The sequence below is a fragment of the Marinobacter sp. ATCH36 genome, from assembly GCF_023555055.1.
Classification (GTDB): domain Bacteria; phylum Pseudomonadota; class Gammaproteobacteria; order Pseudomonadales; family Oleiphilaceae; genus Marinobacter.
The window spans coordinates 46,603-62,420 of the sequence record NZ_JAMJPL010000002.1 but is presented as its reverse complement, the minus strand read 5'-3'; the positions used below and the strand labels follow the sequence as shown (position 1 = coordinate 62,420).

The following is a 15,818-nucleotide window of genomic DNA, read 5'->3' as shown; positions in this document are numbered from 1 at the left end:
TTCAGGCCTGTTCCGTAGCGACTGCGTGTGCATCCGGGCCGATGGCCTTCATGGCTTCGAGGCGATAGCCCCGCTGGTAGATGGTCTTGATCCGGAACCCGTTCTCCGGGTTCAGGCCGAGCCTGCGCCGCAGGCGGCTCATGTGGGTGTCCACGGTACGGGTGTTGATATCCCGCGCCAGGCCCCAGACACGCTCAAGCAGCATTTCCCGGGTCAGTAGTCGGCCCTGGTTCTGGAACAGGAACAGGGTCAGGTCGAAATCTTTGTCGGTTAGGGTCAATACCTCGCCATGAAGCGAAATGGTCCGTGTCTGGGTGTTGATCTCGAACGGGCCGTAGACCAGCACTTCTTTTTCGTTGTCCGGGTTCGTCCGCCGGGCCAGGGCGTTGATACGTGCCACCAGCTCCGCTTCCCGGGCCGGCTTGGAGAGATAGTCGTCGGCACCGGCGTCCAGCGCCCGCACGATATCGGCTTCGCTGTCGCGCTGTGTCAGGAACACCACCGGTATCTGCCAGTTAAGCTGGGCCCGCACGTGTTCCAGTACTTCTATGCCGGTCATGTCGGGGATCTGCCAGTCCATCACCAGCAGGTCGTAACTGCGGTGAAGCACGGCACTCAGAAACGATTGCCCCGAAGGAAAGCTGTCACAGTGATGCCCCCGTTCAGACAGGATCGACTGGATGTGCTGTGCCTGCTCAGTTTCGTCTTCAAGCAAAGCGATACGCATTAAAGATCTCCGGACATTAAAAACCACATAACATTATTACAAATTCGACACTTGGCTTCAGTGTCGTTATGTAGTGTTGCGTAAACGGAGCGCAGGCTTTCCGTCGTCGTCATCGACTGTTTGTCGGCATCCCGGGAAATTACTGCAGCCCCAGAACCAGCCATTCTTGCCTTTCCTGCGCACCAGCGGCGAGAAACAATGGGGACAGGGGACCGGTTTGTTGCTGGTACCGTCTTCAGGCGCATGGTCTTCAATAGGGCGCGTGCCCTTGCAGTCCGGGAAGCGGGTGCAGGCATGGAAGGCACCGAACTTGCCCTCTCGCTTTTGCATGGGAGAGCGGCACTTGGGGCAGCGGGGTTGCCCATCGTGCTGCGGTTTGCTTTCCATCTCCGGGCCCGGGGTGTTGATAAAGCCCTGAATCTGTTCCTTGAGGTCTTCGATAAACTGTTTGGGGTTGCCTTCGCCCCTGCGGATACTCTCCAGGGTGGCTTCCCATATCGCCGTCATATCCGGCTTGCTGATGGACTCCGGCAGGGATTCGATCAGCGCCTTGCCTTTGGGAGTAGAGCGAATATGGCGTTTGTCCCGATACAGGTAGTCGCGACGGAACAGGGTATCGATGATGGCCGCCCGAGTGGCTTCGGTGCCCAGGCCATCGGTTTCCCGCAGGGTTTTGCGCAGCTCCGGGTCGCTGACAAAGCGGGCGATGTTGGTCATCGCCGAAAGCAGGGTGGCGTCGGTGAAATACTGCGGTGGCTGGGTTTTGCGTTCGGCGATTTCTGCCGAATCACATAGTACCGGATCGCCCTTTTTCAGGCGCGGAAGCGGTGGTCTGGCAGCCTCCTGCCGGGCTTCCCGCTGGCGGATTTCCAGGTCTTTCCAGCCCGGCTGCAGTATCGCGGTTTCGGTGGCCCTGAAGGCGTGCTCACCAATTTCGATGGCCAGCTTGCCTTCCCGATGAACGGCGTCGGCGCTGAACTGCATCAGGTAGTAGCGGCTGATCAGTTCGTAGATGTTCTGTTCCGCTTCGCTCAGTCGGCCCGAGGGCGCCTGCCTGGCGGTGGGAATAATGGCGTGGTGGGCGTCTACCTTTTTATCGTTCCAGGCTTCGGTGCGGCGGTTCAGGTCAGCTGTTTCGCAGGCGGGTGCCAAACCGGTGGCAATCTTGCCGATGGCCTGCAGCACTTTCTGGCGCTGGTCGAAATGCCCCTCCGGCAGATAACGGCAGTCGGAGCGGGGATAGGTGATCAGCTGGTGACGTTCATAAAGGTTCTGGGCGGTATCGAGGACGTCTTTGGCGCCCATGCGGAACAGTCGCCCCGCTTCGATCTGCAATGCCGAGAGTGAGAGCGGCAGAGGGGGAGCCTCGTTCCGGTCGCGGAAGCGGGCTTCGGTTACTTTGCCCGGCCGGCCTTCCACGGCATTGGCAATCTGCCTGGCCATGTCGCCATCGAGCAACCTGTCTTCCTCATCCAGGTGTTCCCGGAAGTTTTCCGATGGCTGCCATCGCGCACCAAAACTCTGCTGGTCTGCCTCTTCACCCACCCCGTGACAGTGCGCCGTAATCCGGAAGAAGGGTTTGGGCTGGAAATTTTCGATGGTGTTGTCACGCGCCACCACCAGCCCCAGCACCGGTGTCTGCACCCGCCCGACAGAATAGACGCCCTGTTCGCCCTGCTGTTGATACGAGAGCGTGTAGAAACGGGTGAGGTTGATGCCATACAGCCAGTCGGCACGCTGGCGGGCCAGTGCGGAATGGGACAGGCGGCGGAATTCCCGGTTGTCTCTGGGGGCGTCGATGGCTTTTGCCACCGCGGCCGGAGTCAGGTCGTTGATCAGAATCCGCTGCACGGGGCAGGTGGCGCCGGCGTAGCGAATGACTTCGTCCACCAGCAACTGGCCTTCCCGGTCCGGGTCGCCGGCGTGGATAATGGTGTCTGCCTTGCGGATCAGCGATTGCAGTGCCTTCAGTTGTTGACTGACGCTGTCTTTCGGGTGTACCTCCCAGCGCCCGGGGAACAGGGGCAGGTCTTCCTGGCGCCATTTTTTCCAGCGCGGGTCGTACTGGCCGGGTTCCGCCGGCTCCAGCAGGTGGCCGATGCACCAACTAACCATGCAGGCACTGCTTCCCTCGCCACAGCGAATCCAGCCCGCGCCTTTTTGATGGGGAGCGGGAAGTGCCGCAGCAATAGCCCGGCCCAGGCTTGGTTTTTCAGCAATATAAAGGCGCATAAGTCGGAAGCAATTTTCAGGTGGGGACGGAAGATGGCGCTTTGCCCCGATCCTGTCAAGGTAACACAGCGCTACGTGTAGTAGACTGTTCCATAACATATTCAATCAGGAGCAGGCCTGTTTATGTCTATTCAGCAGTCCATCGAACAAAAGCTCGCCAACGCGTTCGGCGCCCAGCATCTTACGGTTGAAAACGAGAGCCACAAACACAACGTGCCGCCCAATTCGGAAACCCACTTCAAGGTGACTCTGGTAGCCCCGGAATTCGACGGGCAGGGCAAGGTAAAACGGCATCAGGCGATCTACCGCGTATTGTCCGAGGAAATGGCCGGAGGCGTTCATGCGCTGGCGCTTCATGTCTATTCCCCGCAGGAGTGGGAGGCGTCCGGCCAGGCAGCACCGGAATCCCCCAACTGCATGGGTGGCTCAAAAAATGATCCGGCCTTTGCATCCGGGGGTGGCCAATGAGCCAGTTCTTCCAGATTCACCCGGTCACCCCGCAGAAGCGCCTGGTCAATCAGGCCGTCGATATCCTGCGCCGGGGTGGGGTTATTGTGTACCCGACGGATTCGGCTTACGCCATTGGTTGTCACCTGGGTGACAAGCAGGCAGCTGACCGCATTAAGCGCATCCGCAAGCTGGACGACAAGCACAATTTCACCCTGATGTGCCGTGATCTTTCGGATATTGGTGTGTTCGCGAAAGTTGATAACACCCACTTCCGTTTGCTCAAGACGTTTACCCCTGGGCCATATACCTTCATTCTGGATGCCACCAGTGAGGTTCCACGGCGCCTGTTGCATCCCAAGCGCAAGACCATTGGCATGCGGGTTCCGGACAACGCTATCGTCCAGGCTCTTCTGGAAGCGCTGGGTGAGCCCATCATGAGCAGTACGCTGATACTACCGGGGGAAGAGGATCCGATGACCGACCCGGAGGAAATCCGGGATCTTCTGGAGCACGAACTGGATCTGATCATCGACGGTGGCTTCTGTGGCCTCGAGGCAACCACCGTGGTCAATATGACTGGCCCCGCGCCGGAAGTGACCCGAGTTGGCAAAGGTGACCCGGAGCCTTTCCGGGTATAACCGGATCAGGCCCGAGTGTTCAGGCTGAGGGCAAAGTTCTTGCGGTCTGAATAGCCGGTAGCCTGATCGGTATTAACCGTTTGGCGCATGCTGTCATACCGGTGCGCCAGGTCCTGCAGGCCATTGAACTGCTGGTTGTCACTGACCAGGGTATCCAGCAGTGAATTGTTCACGCCATAGGCTTTGTTCAGCTTCAGCGCGTTATCCACGAAATGCAGGGTGGGTTCACTGGCGCTGAGGCGGCTGAAGGCTTCCCTGAACGTCTTGCTGTTGTTCAGATCCTGCTCAATACGGGCCCGGGTCTGTTCCGGCATGCCGGACCCAAGGCTGATCTTGCCTGCGTCATCTTTTGAGACTTCCACGCTGGTTGCCGGGTTAAGCTTGTACTCGGCAAGTTTGTGCCGCAGCGTTTCCCGCATGTAGGCAAGGTCCTGCCCGACGGTTTGCTTGTATTCCGCCATCGAGAGTTTGGCGGATTTCGGGCGTGCGGTATCGAAACCGGCACGCTCTGAAAGCGTGAAACGGTCATCGGTGGCCGACGCCGGAGCTTCCGGCGCCGCAGGCTTTGCCGCGGCATTTCCCGGGGCCGACGGCGGGCGTTTTTCCATGGCCTGCTGGAACTGGGTACTGGCTTTTATCAGCGATGTAAGCAGCGACATGGCTCTTTTTGCCCTCCCATGGTCACTGAGGAAATTTTGACGCTTGGCAGTGCTTAAGCACAAAGCGGGCCATCGATGCGGAAAAATTAGCGAGGGGTCATTGCCTGTCAGCTGATCTGGGTCATGAAAGGTTTTTCCCCGGTGATTTAAAGTCCCCGCCCATTACCGATCCCTGCACTTTCCATAGCTGAGCTGTCATGAGAAAAAATCAGTCCATCCGTTTTGTTCTGTTATTCGCTCTTGCGGGCGCCTTTTCCCTCATCCTTGTTCTCTCTTTGCTGTACGGCAACTATTCACAACGGCAACACCTGGAGGACTATACCGGCCGGTATGTCGAGGGCCTTTCCAAGTCATACTTCGATGCGCTCAATACCATGATGGTCACCGGCACCATCAACAATCGCCAGATGCTCAGGGAAAAGGCTACCGCGCCGGAAGATGTTCTGGATGTGCGGGTTATCCGCAGTGAACAGCTGAACGAGATGTTCGGGGCAGGGGATGATGGTGAGCAGACCCGCAGCACGGTGGAGACGAAGGCCTTACAGGGTGAGCGCATTGAGCAGGTTGCGGACGGGGACGGCGGGCGAATCTACACGCTGATCGAGCCGGTCCGCGCCATGGAGAATTACCAGGGAGTGAACTGCCTGGGCTGTCATCAGGCTCAAGAAGGCGACATTCTGGGCGCCATCCGGGTTGATTACTCACTGGCCGAGGGCGACGCGCGACTGCAGGAGCAGCTGCTGACCAGTGGCGGCATCCAGATTGTGATCTTTGTGCTGGCTTTCTTCATGACCGCAATGGTGCTGGGAAAGCTGGTTATATCCCGTTTGCGCAGGCTTCACGACAGCATGGAGACCATTGCCACCAATTCTGACCTGACCATCCAGCTGGATGTCTCACGTGACGACGAGATCGGTTCCGTTGCCCGTGCTTTTAACCGCATGATGGCCCGGATACGCGAGAGTATGAACACGGTAATGGACAACGCCGGCCAGGTTGAGCAGGCCGCCCGCAGCATTGCCGGCAAAGCCGAAACCACCGAGCGCGAGGTGCTGGCGCAGCGGGACAATACCGACCAGGTAGCCAGTGCCACCACCGAAATGGCCGCGTCCGCGGTTCAGGTTCGCGAGAATGCCGTGAATACCACCCGCAAATCTTCAGATACGGCGGGTTCCGCCAACAAAGGTGAAGCCCTTGCCCGCAATGCCGTTGAGGGTATAGAGGCACTTAACACCGAAGTGCAAAGCGGCGCCCAGCGCATTGAGCAACTCGATGAGCGCACCCGCCAGATGACTGACATGCTGGAGGTGATCTCCAATATTGCCGACCAGACCAACCTGCTGGCGCTGAATGCCGCCATAGAAGCGGCGAGAGCCGGCGAACATGGCCGGGGTTTCTCGGTGGTGGCGGACGAGGTGCGGGCGCTTGCCTCGCGCACTCAGGACTCCACCGAAGAAATCCGTCAAACCATCAATGGCCTCAAGGGTGAAGTGGTGGACTGTGTGGCCACCATGCGCCACGCCTCTGAAATGGCAGAGCAACAGGTGCAGGCGATTCTCAACGTAGAATCGGAACTGCAGACCATCGCCGCGGCAGTGCGAGAAATTACCGATCTCAACCAGGAAATGGAAAGCGCCGCCAACGAACAGAGCGAGGTGTCCGAATCCATCAATCACAACGTGATCGAAATCAGCCGCTCGGCGGAGCAGACCTCCGGGGATGCCCAGGAAACCGCGCGTATCGCCGGGGATCTGCTGGGCATGGCGGAAACCCTGCGAAAAGCCATTGAGCAGTTTCGGCTCAACCAGTGATGATGCGGTTACTGCGCCTATTTGTGGTCGTATAATGAGCTGAAACAGGAGGCTGCTATGAAAACTCTATTACAGGTTGATTTTCCGTTTGCCGGGCCATTTGGCGAAGAAATGGCTAATGCCATGAAGGAACTTGCCGAGTCCATCGCGCAGGAGCCCGGCTTTATCTGGAAGATCTGGACAGAGAACCCGGATACGAAGGAGGCGGGTGGTATTTACCTGTTTGAGGATGAGGCCAGCGCCAGAAACTATCTGGAAAAACACACAGCCAGGCTGAAGGGGTTCGGAACTCCGGAGGTAAACGGGAAGGTATTCCAGGTGAATGAAGCGCTGTCTGCGATTGATAACGGGCCGGTTTGAATATGTGCATGAAGGCCATCTGTCCAATAGGATTTAAAGACGGGCAATGGTCGACACATCAGCTTTCTTGTATGCTGGGATCAAACAATAGTTGTCGGAGGCATGCGCCTGCCATCCCGCCATGCACAAAGCCGAACGAGCCGTTTCTGGAATAAACTATGAATGAAGTCATAAATAGATTGCGTCAGTTTCGTGATGATAGGGATTGGAAGCAATTTCATAATCCGAAGGATCTGGCGCTGGCACTGAGTATCGAGTCCGGGGAACTGCTGGAAGCGTTTTTGTGGAAGTCTCCAGAAGATGCGGATACCGAGAGTGTGAAAGAAGAGCTGGCAGATGTCTTCGCCTTTGCACTTTTGCTGGCAGATGCTTATGACTTCGATGTCGAACAGATCATAATGGAAAAGATCGGTAAAAATGAGAAAAAGTACCCGATCGAAAAGGCCAAAGGCACTGCCAGAAAATACACGGAGTTATGACGGATCCCCACCTTGTTGAAGTCAACCGGTATCCTTTCTCAAATGAATCATTGGTTGATATTCAAAACAATGCTTATGCAGGCAACAGCTGGCCGCTCGTTTATATTCTTAGCGATGGCGGTCAAAAGCGGGCGTATGTTGGCGAAACGACAGACACTCTCAGCCGTTTGAGCACGCACCTAAAGCACAATGAAAAAAGCCTGTTAACCACGGTACATCTCATTAGTAGTGAGCGGTTCAATAAGTCTGCGACGTTGGATATCGAATCCGGCCTCATCAAATACATGGCGGCAGACGGCAAGTTCCATCTGATGAATGGCAATCTGGGACTGGTAGACCATAACTATTATCAGAAGGATGAGTTGTACACCCGTGTCTTCAGAGCAGCCTGGGACAGGCTGCGGGCTGAGGGCGTTGCCAGGCATTCGTTGGAATCCATCGATAACTCGGATGTCTTCAAGTACTCACCCTACAAGTCTCTGTCCCGAGATCAGCGCCAGGGATTACTGGGGATCCTTTACGCTTTGCTCGATGACAATGTGGATAACCTTGTGGTTGAAGGTGGCGCTGGAACCGGCAAGTCGGTCCTGGCAACCTTCCTGTTCAAGTTACTGAATTCTGAATATGGTGAGCTGAATCTACGCTCGTTTTCTGAAGAAGAGGACGAACTGAAGTCACTTCTCGAGAATCTTCGGGAACGCTATCCAAAGCCAAAGATGGCGCTGGTCGTCCCAATGACGTCTTTTCGGAATACTCTGAAAAAAGCGTTCCGAAGTGTTTCAGGTCTGAAGGCGGATATGGTGATCAGCCCGTCCGAGCTGGTAAAGAACAAGTACGATATTGTGCTAGTGGACGAATCTCATCGCCTTAGAAAACGAAGCAATCTTGGGGCGTATTTCGGTTCTTTTGACAAGGCCTGTGAGGCATTGGGTCTTGATAAACATGCCTGCAGTGAACTCGACTGGGTTTGTGAACAGTCCGGTAAAGCCGTTTTCTTCTACGATGAAAACCAGTCGATCAAACCTTCTGATGCCAACCCCATAGACTTCGCCAGGTTGAAGGCCGCTAGCACTACCCAGGTGCAGATACTCTCTTCCCAGTTCCGCGTTCGTGCTGGCCAGCCCTATGTCACATTTATTGACGACCTACTGAATGTTCGTCTGCCGGAAGGCAAAAAGTTCCGGAACAGCAACTACGAGTTTGAGGTTTTCGATTCGATTGAAGAAATGGTTCGAGTTATACGAGATAAAAACGATCAGATAGGATTATCGAGACTGATTGCCGGCTATGCATGGCCCTGGATTTCCAAGGGCGAGCCAGCCGAGTATGACATTGAAATCGATGGTCTTTGTTTGCGCTGGAATCGAACGAATTCCGACTGGATTAACACTGCTGGTGCGGAAGCAGAAGTTGGCTGCATTCATACCACGCAAGGATACGATCTTAATTACACAGGCATAATCTTTGGCCATGAAATTCGGTACGACAAAGCAATCAATAGAATTGTCATTGATAAGGAAAGTTATTTTGATAGAAATGGGAAGCAGGGCATTCACGATCCATACGAGCTGAAGCAGTACATTCTGAACATTTACGAGACCATTATGCTACGAGGCATACGTGGAACATACGTGTACGCCTGTGATGCGTCACTCAGGGAGTATCTGAAACGGCACATCCCCAGTCATACCGAGCCTGACGGGGGCATTGAAAGTGTCAGTTCGACAGTGACGCTGCAGCCCTACGTCAATGCTGTACCGTTTTATGATCTGGAAGCAGCAGCAGGGGATTTCAGTGAGATTCAGTCTCAGTCCGACGAAGACAAGGAATGGATTGCTGTCCCTGATTACGTCAGCGTGACTCGTAACCTGTTTGCTTGCAGAGTTATTGGTGAATCGATGAACCGGATTATCCCGAACGGTTCCAAATGCCTTTTCAGGACAGAACTCGGCGGTAGCCGCAATGGGAAAATTGTTCTGGTGGAATGTTCTGATGGGAGAGATCCTGATACCGACTCGCGTTTTACTGTAAAAGAGTATGAGAGTATAAAAATCGAGGACGAAGGCGGATGGTATCACCAGTTGATTCGCTTGAACCCACGGTCGTACGACAAATCCTTTGAGCCTTTGGAGCTCAGCGAGGATCAGGCACTTAGCTACCGGGTGGTTGGAGAATTGGTGCAGGTGCTTGGTTAGGAGATTTTTGACCAGCAAGTAATGATGCTACCACTGTGGTTTCTTTCCACCGCGATCGGTGTCCCATATCATGATGGCACCGTATCCATGTTTCTGGATGACGAAAGAACGCCTGAGCCCACGTTACTGCTTACTCACGAGTGCCTGTCAAAATAGGTCAGGCCGGCTTGATGGCCTTCCTGATAGCCTTGTTCCAGAAGTTCCGGTTTGCGGGTCAATCGGCCAACCGCAAATTCGGCAGATGGGACAATCACATGGATCGTGCAATCCGGAGGGGGGTTTTCGATAAATGAAAGCCTGGCATTGTAACGCTCGGCGCGGCGAAGCGAGGCCTCAGCAAGGGCCGGGTATTCCCGGAACAGGCGCTTCGGGACAAATGCGAATTTCGGTGATTTTTTACGGTACCCCAGCGGGCGTGACAGCACCACGGTAATATCCCGGGCGCCGTCCTCATAGGCCCTGATTACGGGAATGGCATCAGCCACACCGCCGTCTGTCATGGGTTCACCGTTTATCTTCGGGTAGTCCCGGTAGGCGATGGGGATGGCGCAGGAAGCGGTAAACACATCGTGCATGTTGCGCTCATCAACGCGAAAGTAATGGGCTTCCCCGGTCAGCACGGAGGTTGTCGTTACCCACAGCTCGGTTGAACCAGACAGGTAGTTTTCCAGAGTCAGTGGTATATCGGTGAAAGACTGTTGCCAGAGCCATCGCACGTCACACAGGTGTCCACCCCTTGCAAACCGCTTCCAGTCAATGAAATCCGGCTGACAGGCATGGCCGGTGATGATTTTCCGGTTACGCCCGTGATCCCCCGACAAATAACCGATCAGATTGGTGGAACCCGCCGACACACCATAGGCTCGCCAGAACGGCTGGTAATTGTGTTCAAGGAAGGCATCCAGCACCCCCGCAGCAAAGATGCCGCGCATAGCGCCGCCTTCTACGACGAGAGCTTTGGATTCGTCGGAAAAGGGTGGGGATTGGCTTGGTGCGGTTTCACGGTCGACCATAGCTTGGTATTTTACCAGAGAAAATCAACTCAGGGGTTCTTTACAATGACCCTTGCTACCTGTCTGGACCTGCCTTTGCAGCTTGAGACTGACACCAAGAGCCAGATTTTTATGACCAGACAATCCTTTCGCGCTAACGTTGCAGTTCTTTTAATGGTGACCTCGGGCGCTGCTATAGGTGACTGGACTCTGGATATAGAAACCGGTGCCCTTGGCTTCAACCGCAACGATGTTCAGATCCCCAACGACAGCCATGGTGATCGCTTTGACCTTCTCGACCTGACAGGCAAAGGCCCCGATCCATACCTGCGCCTGAAGCTCGAACGTGACTGGGGCGAGCGACACACAGTGACAGGACTTTATGCACCTGTGCGCACCAGCGGGACCGGAACCTTCGACACTGACGTGAGATTTGCTGGGGAAACCTTCGTCGCGGGCAACCCGGTCCGGGCCAGCTACCAGTTCAATACCTACAGAATTGGCTACCGATACACCTGGCGCGAGACAGATCGCTGGCGCCTGCGGATCGGTGGCTCATTGCTGATTCGTGATGCCAATATCTGTTTGCGACAGGATGGCCGCTCCGCTGACGATCCCGATCTGGGCTTCGTGCCTTTGCTGGCCTTTGAGGCGACCCGCTTCCTGACCCCCCGCTGGTCTGCCGAACTTGATGTGGAAGGCCTGGGAGCGCCTCAGGGACGGGCCATCGACGCCAGCGTGAGCCTCAACTACCACCTGAAGGAGGATCTCAGCCTGAGAGCCGGGTACCGGACGCTTGAGGGTGGGGCAGACAATAGCAGCGTATATACCTTCGCCTGGTTGCACTACGGGCTGGTTGGCGTGAGGTACGGGTTTTGAATACGGGTGGTATCCGAGGATGGTACCCCCGGCAGGACTCGAACCTGCTACCTTCCCCTTAGGAGGGGGACGCTCTATCCAGATGAGCTACGGGGGCATCTCTGCAAGAAGGGCGGTATGATAGCGGCCTGAGGCCTGGGGCTCAAGGTGTGTTGTGGAATCGTCTTTTATTGCGGAGGGTGTTTTGTCGGAACCACTTGCTCTGAGTGTTATTGTTCCTGTGTGGCGTGAGGCGGCTACCGTTCAGCCTTTCCTCAAGTCTTTACAGCCACTGCGTGCGTCCGGGCATGAAGTGATTGTTGTCGACGGAGGCAGTGACGATGGCACGGCGGATCTGGCCGCGCCCTGGTGCGATCAGGTGCTGATTGGCGGTAAGGGTCGTGCCTTGCAGATGAATGCAGGGGCGGACGCAGCGCACGGAAATGTCCTGTTGTTCCTCCACGCCGACACGCTGTTGCCGGGTTCGGCGCTTTCTCACCTCGAACGTTTTTTCAGCAGCCAGAAACAGTGGGGCCGTTTCAATGTGCGCCTCAGTGGCAATCGGCACCTGTTCCGCGTGATCAGTTGGTTTATGAACCAGCGGTCTCGCTTGACGGGGATAGCCACCGGTGACCAGGCGATGTTTGTTCGCACGTCGGTGTTCCGAGGGATTCAGGGATTTGCACCGGTTCCGCTCATGGAAGACGTGGATCTCAGCAAGCGCCTGTGCAGCGTTTCAGCCCCCTGTTGTGTCGAGGATCCGGTGGTAACAGACAGTCGTAGATGGGAGCAGAGGGGTGCCTGGCGCACCATTTTTTTGATGTGGAGGCTGCGTTGGCGGTATTGGCGGGGAGAGTCCCCGGAGTCGCTGGCGGAGGCCTATCGGGCGGATGTTCGACATGCAAAGAGTTGACCCGGGTTCAGTTCTGGTCATGCAGTTTGCCAAATGGCCGGAGGCGGGTCGGGTTAAAACCCGTCTGATGCCGGAGCTTGGCGCGGAAGGGGCGATGAACGCCCATGTGAGACTAAGTCTCGCAGTGCTTGAGAATCTGCTTGCCAGTGGCTTTGAGGTAAGGTTTATGTGGGACAGGCGCCTGGCGACTGTTCCCGAAGCCGCTTCGCCGATTCTGCAGCTACTTGAGGCTCGTACCGTGGGGCAATCCTGGCAGCAGGGTGATGTGCTTGGTGAGCGTATGACCCGGGCACTGGAATCCGGTTTGCAGACCGTTGGCAAGGCCTTGATCGTTGGCAGTGATTGCCCGTCGGTGGATGCAGATTATGTGAGGCTTGCGGTTGCCACGCTGGACGAGGTGGATGTGGTATTGGGCCCGTCGGACGACGGTGGCTATGTATTGATCGGTGCTCGTGCTTCTGCCCCGGATATGCTGGCCAGTGTGGACTGGGGAACCGAAAAGGCACTGGAGCAAACCTGCGATCAGCTTACACAGGCCGGGTTGACGTTCGCGTTGCTTCCGGAAAAGTGGGATGTGGATGAACCTGAAGACTGGCGCCGGTTTATTGGCCAGTCTTCAGGCTGAGCCGTTTCAGGCTTCCGGTACGGATGCCCGTTCCATCAATTGTTCGACGGCGGTGTCCTTATTCGGGGCATCGCCAGTGGTGAATACCCGCAGCGCCTTTTGCCGCTCGATCACCTGGTTGTTCAGGGTCTCAAGCAGGGTTTTACGGGTTACGCCATTGATGGCTTGCGCCAGCCTTTCCCGTGAGTCAAAGCCGGTCTCGCCGCGGTCAATCTCGCGCCAGTAGCGTTCTGATATCTCTCCAAGGCGACGGTCCTGTTCCATCAGCTTGCTGATGACCGCCTGTTTCTCCCGGTTCAGGTCCTGTTCAGACATCTCTGACAAGGTACCGCTGAAGGTTTGCGAGAATTCCCGTACGGCTTTGTCAATTTCATCACTGCTGGCTTCCGGAGCTTGCACCACGAAGCCCAGTGCCGGGGTTTCCAGCATCTCGAAGGGCGTGGCGTAGACTATGTAGCCAAGTTGGCGGTTGGTGCGGAGCTCTTCGTAAAAAGGGCTGCTGATTATCTGGCCCAACAGGCGGTAAGCGGCCCGCTCCTCAAAGCTGGTGTTATCGCCCTGTACGTAGAGTGTGTAGCCGGTATCCGGATGGTCGACTTCCAGTGGCACGGCGGTCTCGTCTTCCGGCAGCGACCGCACCCTGCTGCGCTCGACGGTTACCAGTTCGGTCTCATCCAGCACCATGGCATAAACCCGTTTGGTGAGGTTGAGTGCAGAGGCTTCGCTCATATTGCCGTGAGTCAGCAGCACCGGGTCAACCTGCGCCAGGAAGGCATTGGCGAAGGATTGAAGCTCCTCCAGGGTGACTTCCCGGGCCGCCTTCAATTTTTCCTCGGTACTCCAGGCGCCCTCGATCAGCAGTGTCTGAATGAATTCGGATGTCTGTTGTACCGGGCGTTCCTTCGCCTTGTTCTGCAGCCGGTCGATCATTTTCTGGCGGGCAATGTTGAAGCGTTGTTCCGTCAGTTCCGGCTCCGCCACCTGGGTCAACAGCCGTGCCATTAATGTGTGCAGCTTGTCGCTGTACCCGCCGACCCGGATGGTGATACCGCGAAGGTGCGGGTAAATGCTGTAGTCCAGCCCTGCCAACTGCGCGGGGTAGGCCCAGGCATTCACGTTGGTGTTGATGGCGTCTACAAGAAGCGTGGACAGGACATTGCTACGGGCCGATGCCCGGGTTGCCGGCGTGCGCAGGCTCAGATACACGTTGGCCTTGGGTGTTTCAAAGCGGGTGTCCCGGGCGTACCAAACATCCATGCCGCTGATGGTGCCCATGGAAACCGGCTTGTCCATGGTCGGGCCGGAGATCATGCCCAGTTCCTCGGGTATAAAGGGGTTTTCCAGTGGCAAAGCCAGGCTCGAAAGCAGGAGGGGCTTTTCGGCTGTTCTTAAGGCACCAGTATTGAGCGGTTCTATCTCGAAGGCCGCTTCGTACCACTGGGTCAGACTGGGCGTCTCGATATCTGGCTCAGGTTCCAGTACGGAAACCAGCACGTTGTCTGGTGTAAGGCGCTCCAGGATGGCCCGGTACTGGTCCGGTGCGTATTCTTTCATCATCCAGGGCGCCTGCAGAACATCCTCCGGTGCCACGTGCCGCATTTGCCGTGACAGATGCATGACTTCCTGAACTGGCTGGTTTTTCTCCCGGAATCGGAAATCGATTTGTGCCAGCTGTTTCATTTCTTCGAAACGCTGCCGGGCGATACCCTCATTCCGCACCTTGTCGATGTAGGCAAAAGTAAGCTGAAGGATTTTTTCCTGCTCTTCAAGCCCCTGGGGTGTCAGCGACATGTTGAGCTCCAGCGTGGCGCCTTCACCGGTATCCATGCCGCCGCCCGCAGAGAGGCTTTCCACGAGTCCGGCCCGCTTCAGTACGTCGAACAGGCTGCCGGGCCCCTCGTGGCCCAGAAGGCTGGCTACATAGTTGGCAGGTTTGTCACGATAGTTGTCCTGCTGCGACGGGATCGGAAAGGTGAGCGTCAGCGTGCGGATATCCTTCAGCGCGTCCACTTTCAGCCTGGCCGGCAGCCGGTCCTGGCTGAACAGCGGTTCGTCGTGGACTTTTGCGGTCAGGTTGCGGTTTTCAATCCGGTCAAAGCGTCCACGAACCATCGCTTCCAGGTCATCCAGGGACTGTGGGCCATACACGGCCAGTGTCATCAGGTTGGATGAGTAGTGCTGTTTCCAGAAATCGATCAGGTCGGGGCGCAGGGGGCGCTCATCGGTGTTTTCCAGGGTCGTCAGGTTACCTACCGCAAACTGGTTGAAGGCATGCTCCGGGTTGCTGATGGCCTTCTTTACGGAGTAGAAGCGGCGGCCGTCCTCTTTTTGCATGGCACTGAATTCGGAGTGCACGGCGCGGCGTTCACGGTCAACCAGCTCTGGCGTGAACAGCGGGGCAGAGAACTGCTCTGCAAAGCGGTCGAGGGCGTCCTCAAGGTGCTCGGCCTGCACGTCAAAGAAGTAGTTGGTGTCCTGGAAGGCGGTGAAGGCGTTGTGGCTGCCTCCGTGGCTCTTGATGAACTGCTGGTATTCTCCCGGGTCCGGGTATTTTTCAGTACCCAGGAACAACATGTGCTCCAGGAAGTGCGAGAGCCCTTCCCGGTCGGCAGGGTCATCGCCGCTGCCCACGGCGACATTCATGGAAGCTGCTGCTTTGTCGGATTCCGGTGCGGAAACCAGCAGCACCCTGAGCTGGTTTTCCAGCTGGACATAGCGGTAATCGTTGTCGTCGTTCGGGCTTTTGACCGGGGAGGTATCGGCCAGTGCCACTGAGCTGAAGGCAAGAAAGAGTACCAGAAGAAATCCTTGCTTCAGGCCAGGGAAGCCTTGGGCAAATCCATGAGTGCCTGGGTGCATAGTGTCTCTCATCTGCAGTT

General features: G+C 56.4%; 14 protein-coding genes and 1 tRNA gene. 9 read left to right on the top strand and 6 right to left on the bottom strand.

Annotated elements, in window-relative coordinates; translation table 11 throughout:
- Nucleotide 1 precedes the first annotated feature (1 nt).
- Together M8010_RS08030 and M8010_RS08025 are read right to left on the bottom strand one after the other, a co-directional pair.
- The gene (locus M8010_RS08030; protein WP_250090261.1) at nucleotides 2-727 is read right to left on the bottom strand and encodes a response regulator transcription factor; all 726 of its coding nucleotides are present in this window, start codon (nucleotides 725-727) and stop codon (nucleotides 2-4) included.
- Nucleotides 728-793: 66 nt separating this feature from the next.
- On the bottom strand, nucleotides 794-2,959 hold the full coding sequence (locus tag M8010_RS08025) for a DNA topoisomerase III (RefSeq protein WP_250090260.1): 2,166 nt from the start codon (nucleotides 2,957-2,959) through the stop codon (nucleotides 794-796).
- Between the two features lie 123 nt (nucleotides 2,960-3,082).
- On the opposite strand from M8010_RS08025, the gene M8010_RS08020 reads away from it, so the two are divergent.
- Together M8010_RS08020 and M8010_RS08015 are read left to right on the top strand one after the other, a co-directional pair.
- Complete coding sequence (locus M8010_RS08020) at nucleotides 3,083-3,427, top strand: BolA family protein (protein ID WP_250090258.1); 345 nt, start codon at nucleotides 3,083-3,085, stop codon at nucleotides 3,425-3,427.
- Complete coding sequence (locus M8010_RS08015; RefSeq protein ID WP_250090257.1) at nucleotides 3,424-4,047, top strand: L-threonylcarbamoyladenylate synthase; 624 nt, start codon at nucleotides 3,424-3,426, stop codon at nucleotides 4,045-4,047. Before M8010_RS08020 ends, M8010_RS08015 begins: the two co-directional genes overlap by 4 nt.
- 5 nt (nucleotides 4,048-4,052) lie before the next feature.
- Here M8010_RS08015 and M8010_RS08010 read toward each other — a convergent pair whose 3' ends face one another.
- Complete coding sequence (locus M8010_RS08010) at nucleotides 4,053-4,706, bottom strand: hypothetical protein (RefSeq protein ID WP_250090255.1); 654 nt, start codon at nucleotides 4,704-4,706, stop codon at nucleotides 4,053-4,055.
- A 197-nt stretch (nucleotides 4,707-4,903) separates the two neighbouring features.
- Between M8010_RS08010 and M8010_RS08005 the strand changes: the two genes are divergently transcribed.
- From M8010_RS08005 to M8010_RS07990, 4 genes are all read left to right on the top strand, one after another.
- Entirely contained in the window at nucleotides 4,904-6,517 is a 1,614-nt protein-coding gene (locus M8010_RS08005) for a methyl-accepting chemotaxis protein (protein ID WP_250090253.1), read from the top strand.
- Nucleotides 6,518-6,574: 57 nt separating this feature from the next.
- Complete coding sequence (locus tag M8010_RS08000; RefSeq protein WP_250090251.1) at nucleotides 6,575-6,877, top strand: monooxygenase; 303 nt, start codon at nucleotides 6,575-6,577, stop codon at nucleotides 6,875-6,877.
- A 158-nt stretch (nucleotides 6,878-7,035) separates the two neighbouring features.
- A complete protein-coding gene (locus M8010_RS07995; RefSeq protein WP_250090249.1) occupies nucleotides 7,036-7,356 on the top strand; it encodes a nucleotide pyrophosphohydrolase in 321 nt (106 codons plus the stop codon).
- The gene (locus tag M8010_RS07990; protein ID WP_250090248.1) at nucleotides 7,353-9,551 is read left to right on the top strand and encodes a DNA/RNA helicase domain-containing protein; all 2,199 of its coding nucleotides are present in this window, start codon (nucleotides 7,353-7,355) and stop codon (nucleotides 9,549-9,551) included. The genes M8010_RS07995 and M8010_RS07990 overlap by 4 nt, the downstream gene beginning before the upstream one ends.
- A 134-nt stretch (nucleotides 9,552-9,685) precedes the next feature.
- On the opposite strand, the gene M8010_RS07985 is transcribed toward M8010_RS07990, so the two are convergent.
- The gene (locus M8010_RS07985) at nucleotides 9,686-10,564 is read right to left on the bottom strand and encodes a patatin-like phospholipase family protein (RefSeq protein WP_250090246.1); all 879 of its coding nucleotides are present in this window, start codon (nucleotides 10,562-10,564) and stop codon (nucleotides 9,686-9,688) included.
- 45 nt (nucleotides 10,565-10,609) lie between these two features.
- Here M8010_RS07985 and M8010_RS07980 point away from each other — a divergent pair, with 45 nt between their 5' ends.
- Nucleotides 10,610-11,422: a TonB-dependent receptor gene (locus M8010_RS07980; RefSeq protein WP_250090244.1), complete on the top strand. Its 813-nt coding sequence runs from the start codon at nucleotides 10,610-10,612 to the stop codon at nucleotides 11,420-11,422.
- Between the two features lie 20 nt (nucleotides 11,423-11,442).
- On the opposite strand, the gene M8010_RS07975 is transcribed toward M8010_RS07980, so the two are convergent.
- Nucleotides 11,443-11,519: transfer RNA gene (locus tag M8010_RS07975), tRNA-Arg, on the bottom strand.
- A gap of 87 nt (nucleotides 11,520-11,606) precedes the next feature.
- On the opposite strand from M8010_RS07975, the gene M8010_RS07970 reads away from it, so the two are divergent.
- Together M8010_RS07970 and M8010_RS07965 are read left to right on the top strand one after the other, a co-directional pair.
- A complete protein-coding gene (locus tag M8010_RS07970; RefSeq protein WP_250090243.1) occupies nucleotides 11,607-12,314 on the top strand; it encodes a TIGR04283 family arsenosugar biosynthesis glycosyltransferase in 708 nt (235 codons plus the stop codon).
- Nucleotides 12,301-12,939: a TIGR04282 family arsenosugar biosynthesis glycosyltransferase gene (locus M8010_RS07965; RefSeq protein WP_250090241.1), complete on the top strand. Its 639-nt coding sequence runs from the start codon at nucleotides 12,301-12,303 to the stop codon at nucleotides 12,937-12,939. The genes M8010_RS07970 and M8010_RS07965 overlap by 14 nt, the downstream gene beginning before the upstream one ends.
- Before the next feature lie 6 nt (nucleotides 12,940-12,945).
- Here the strand turns inward: M8010_RS07965 and M8010_RS07960 are convergent, their stop codons facing one another.
- Entirely contained in the window at nucleotides 12,946-15,798 is a 2,853-nt protein-coding gene (locus tag M8010_RS07960; protein ID WP_250090240.1) for an insulinase family protein, read from the bottom strand.
- Between the last annotated feature and the right edge of the window lie 20 nt (nucleotides 15,799-15,818).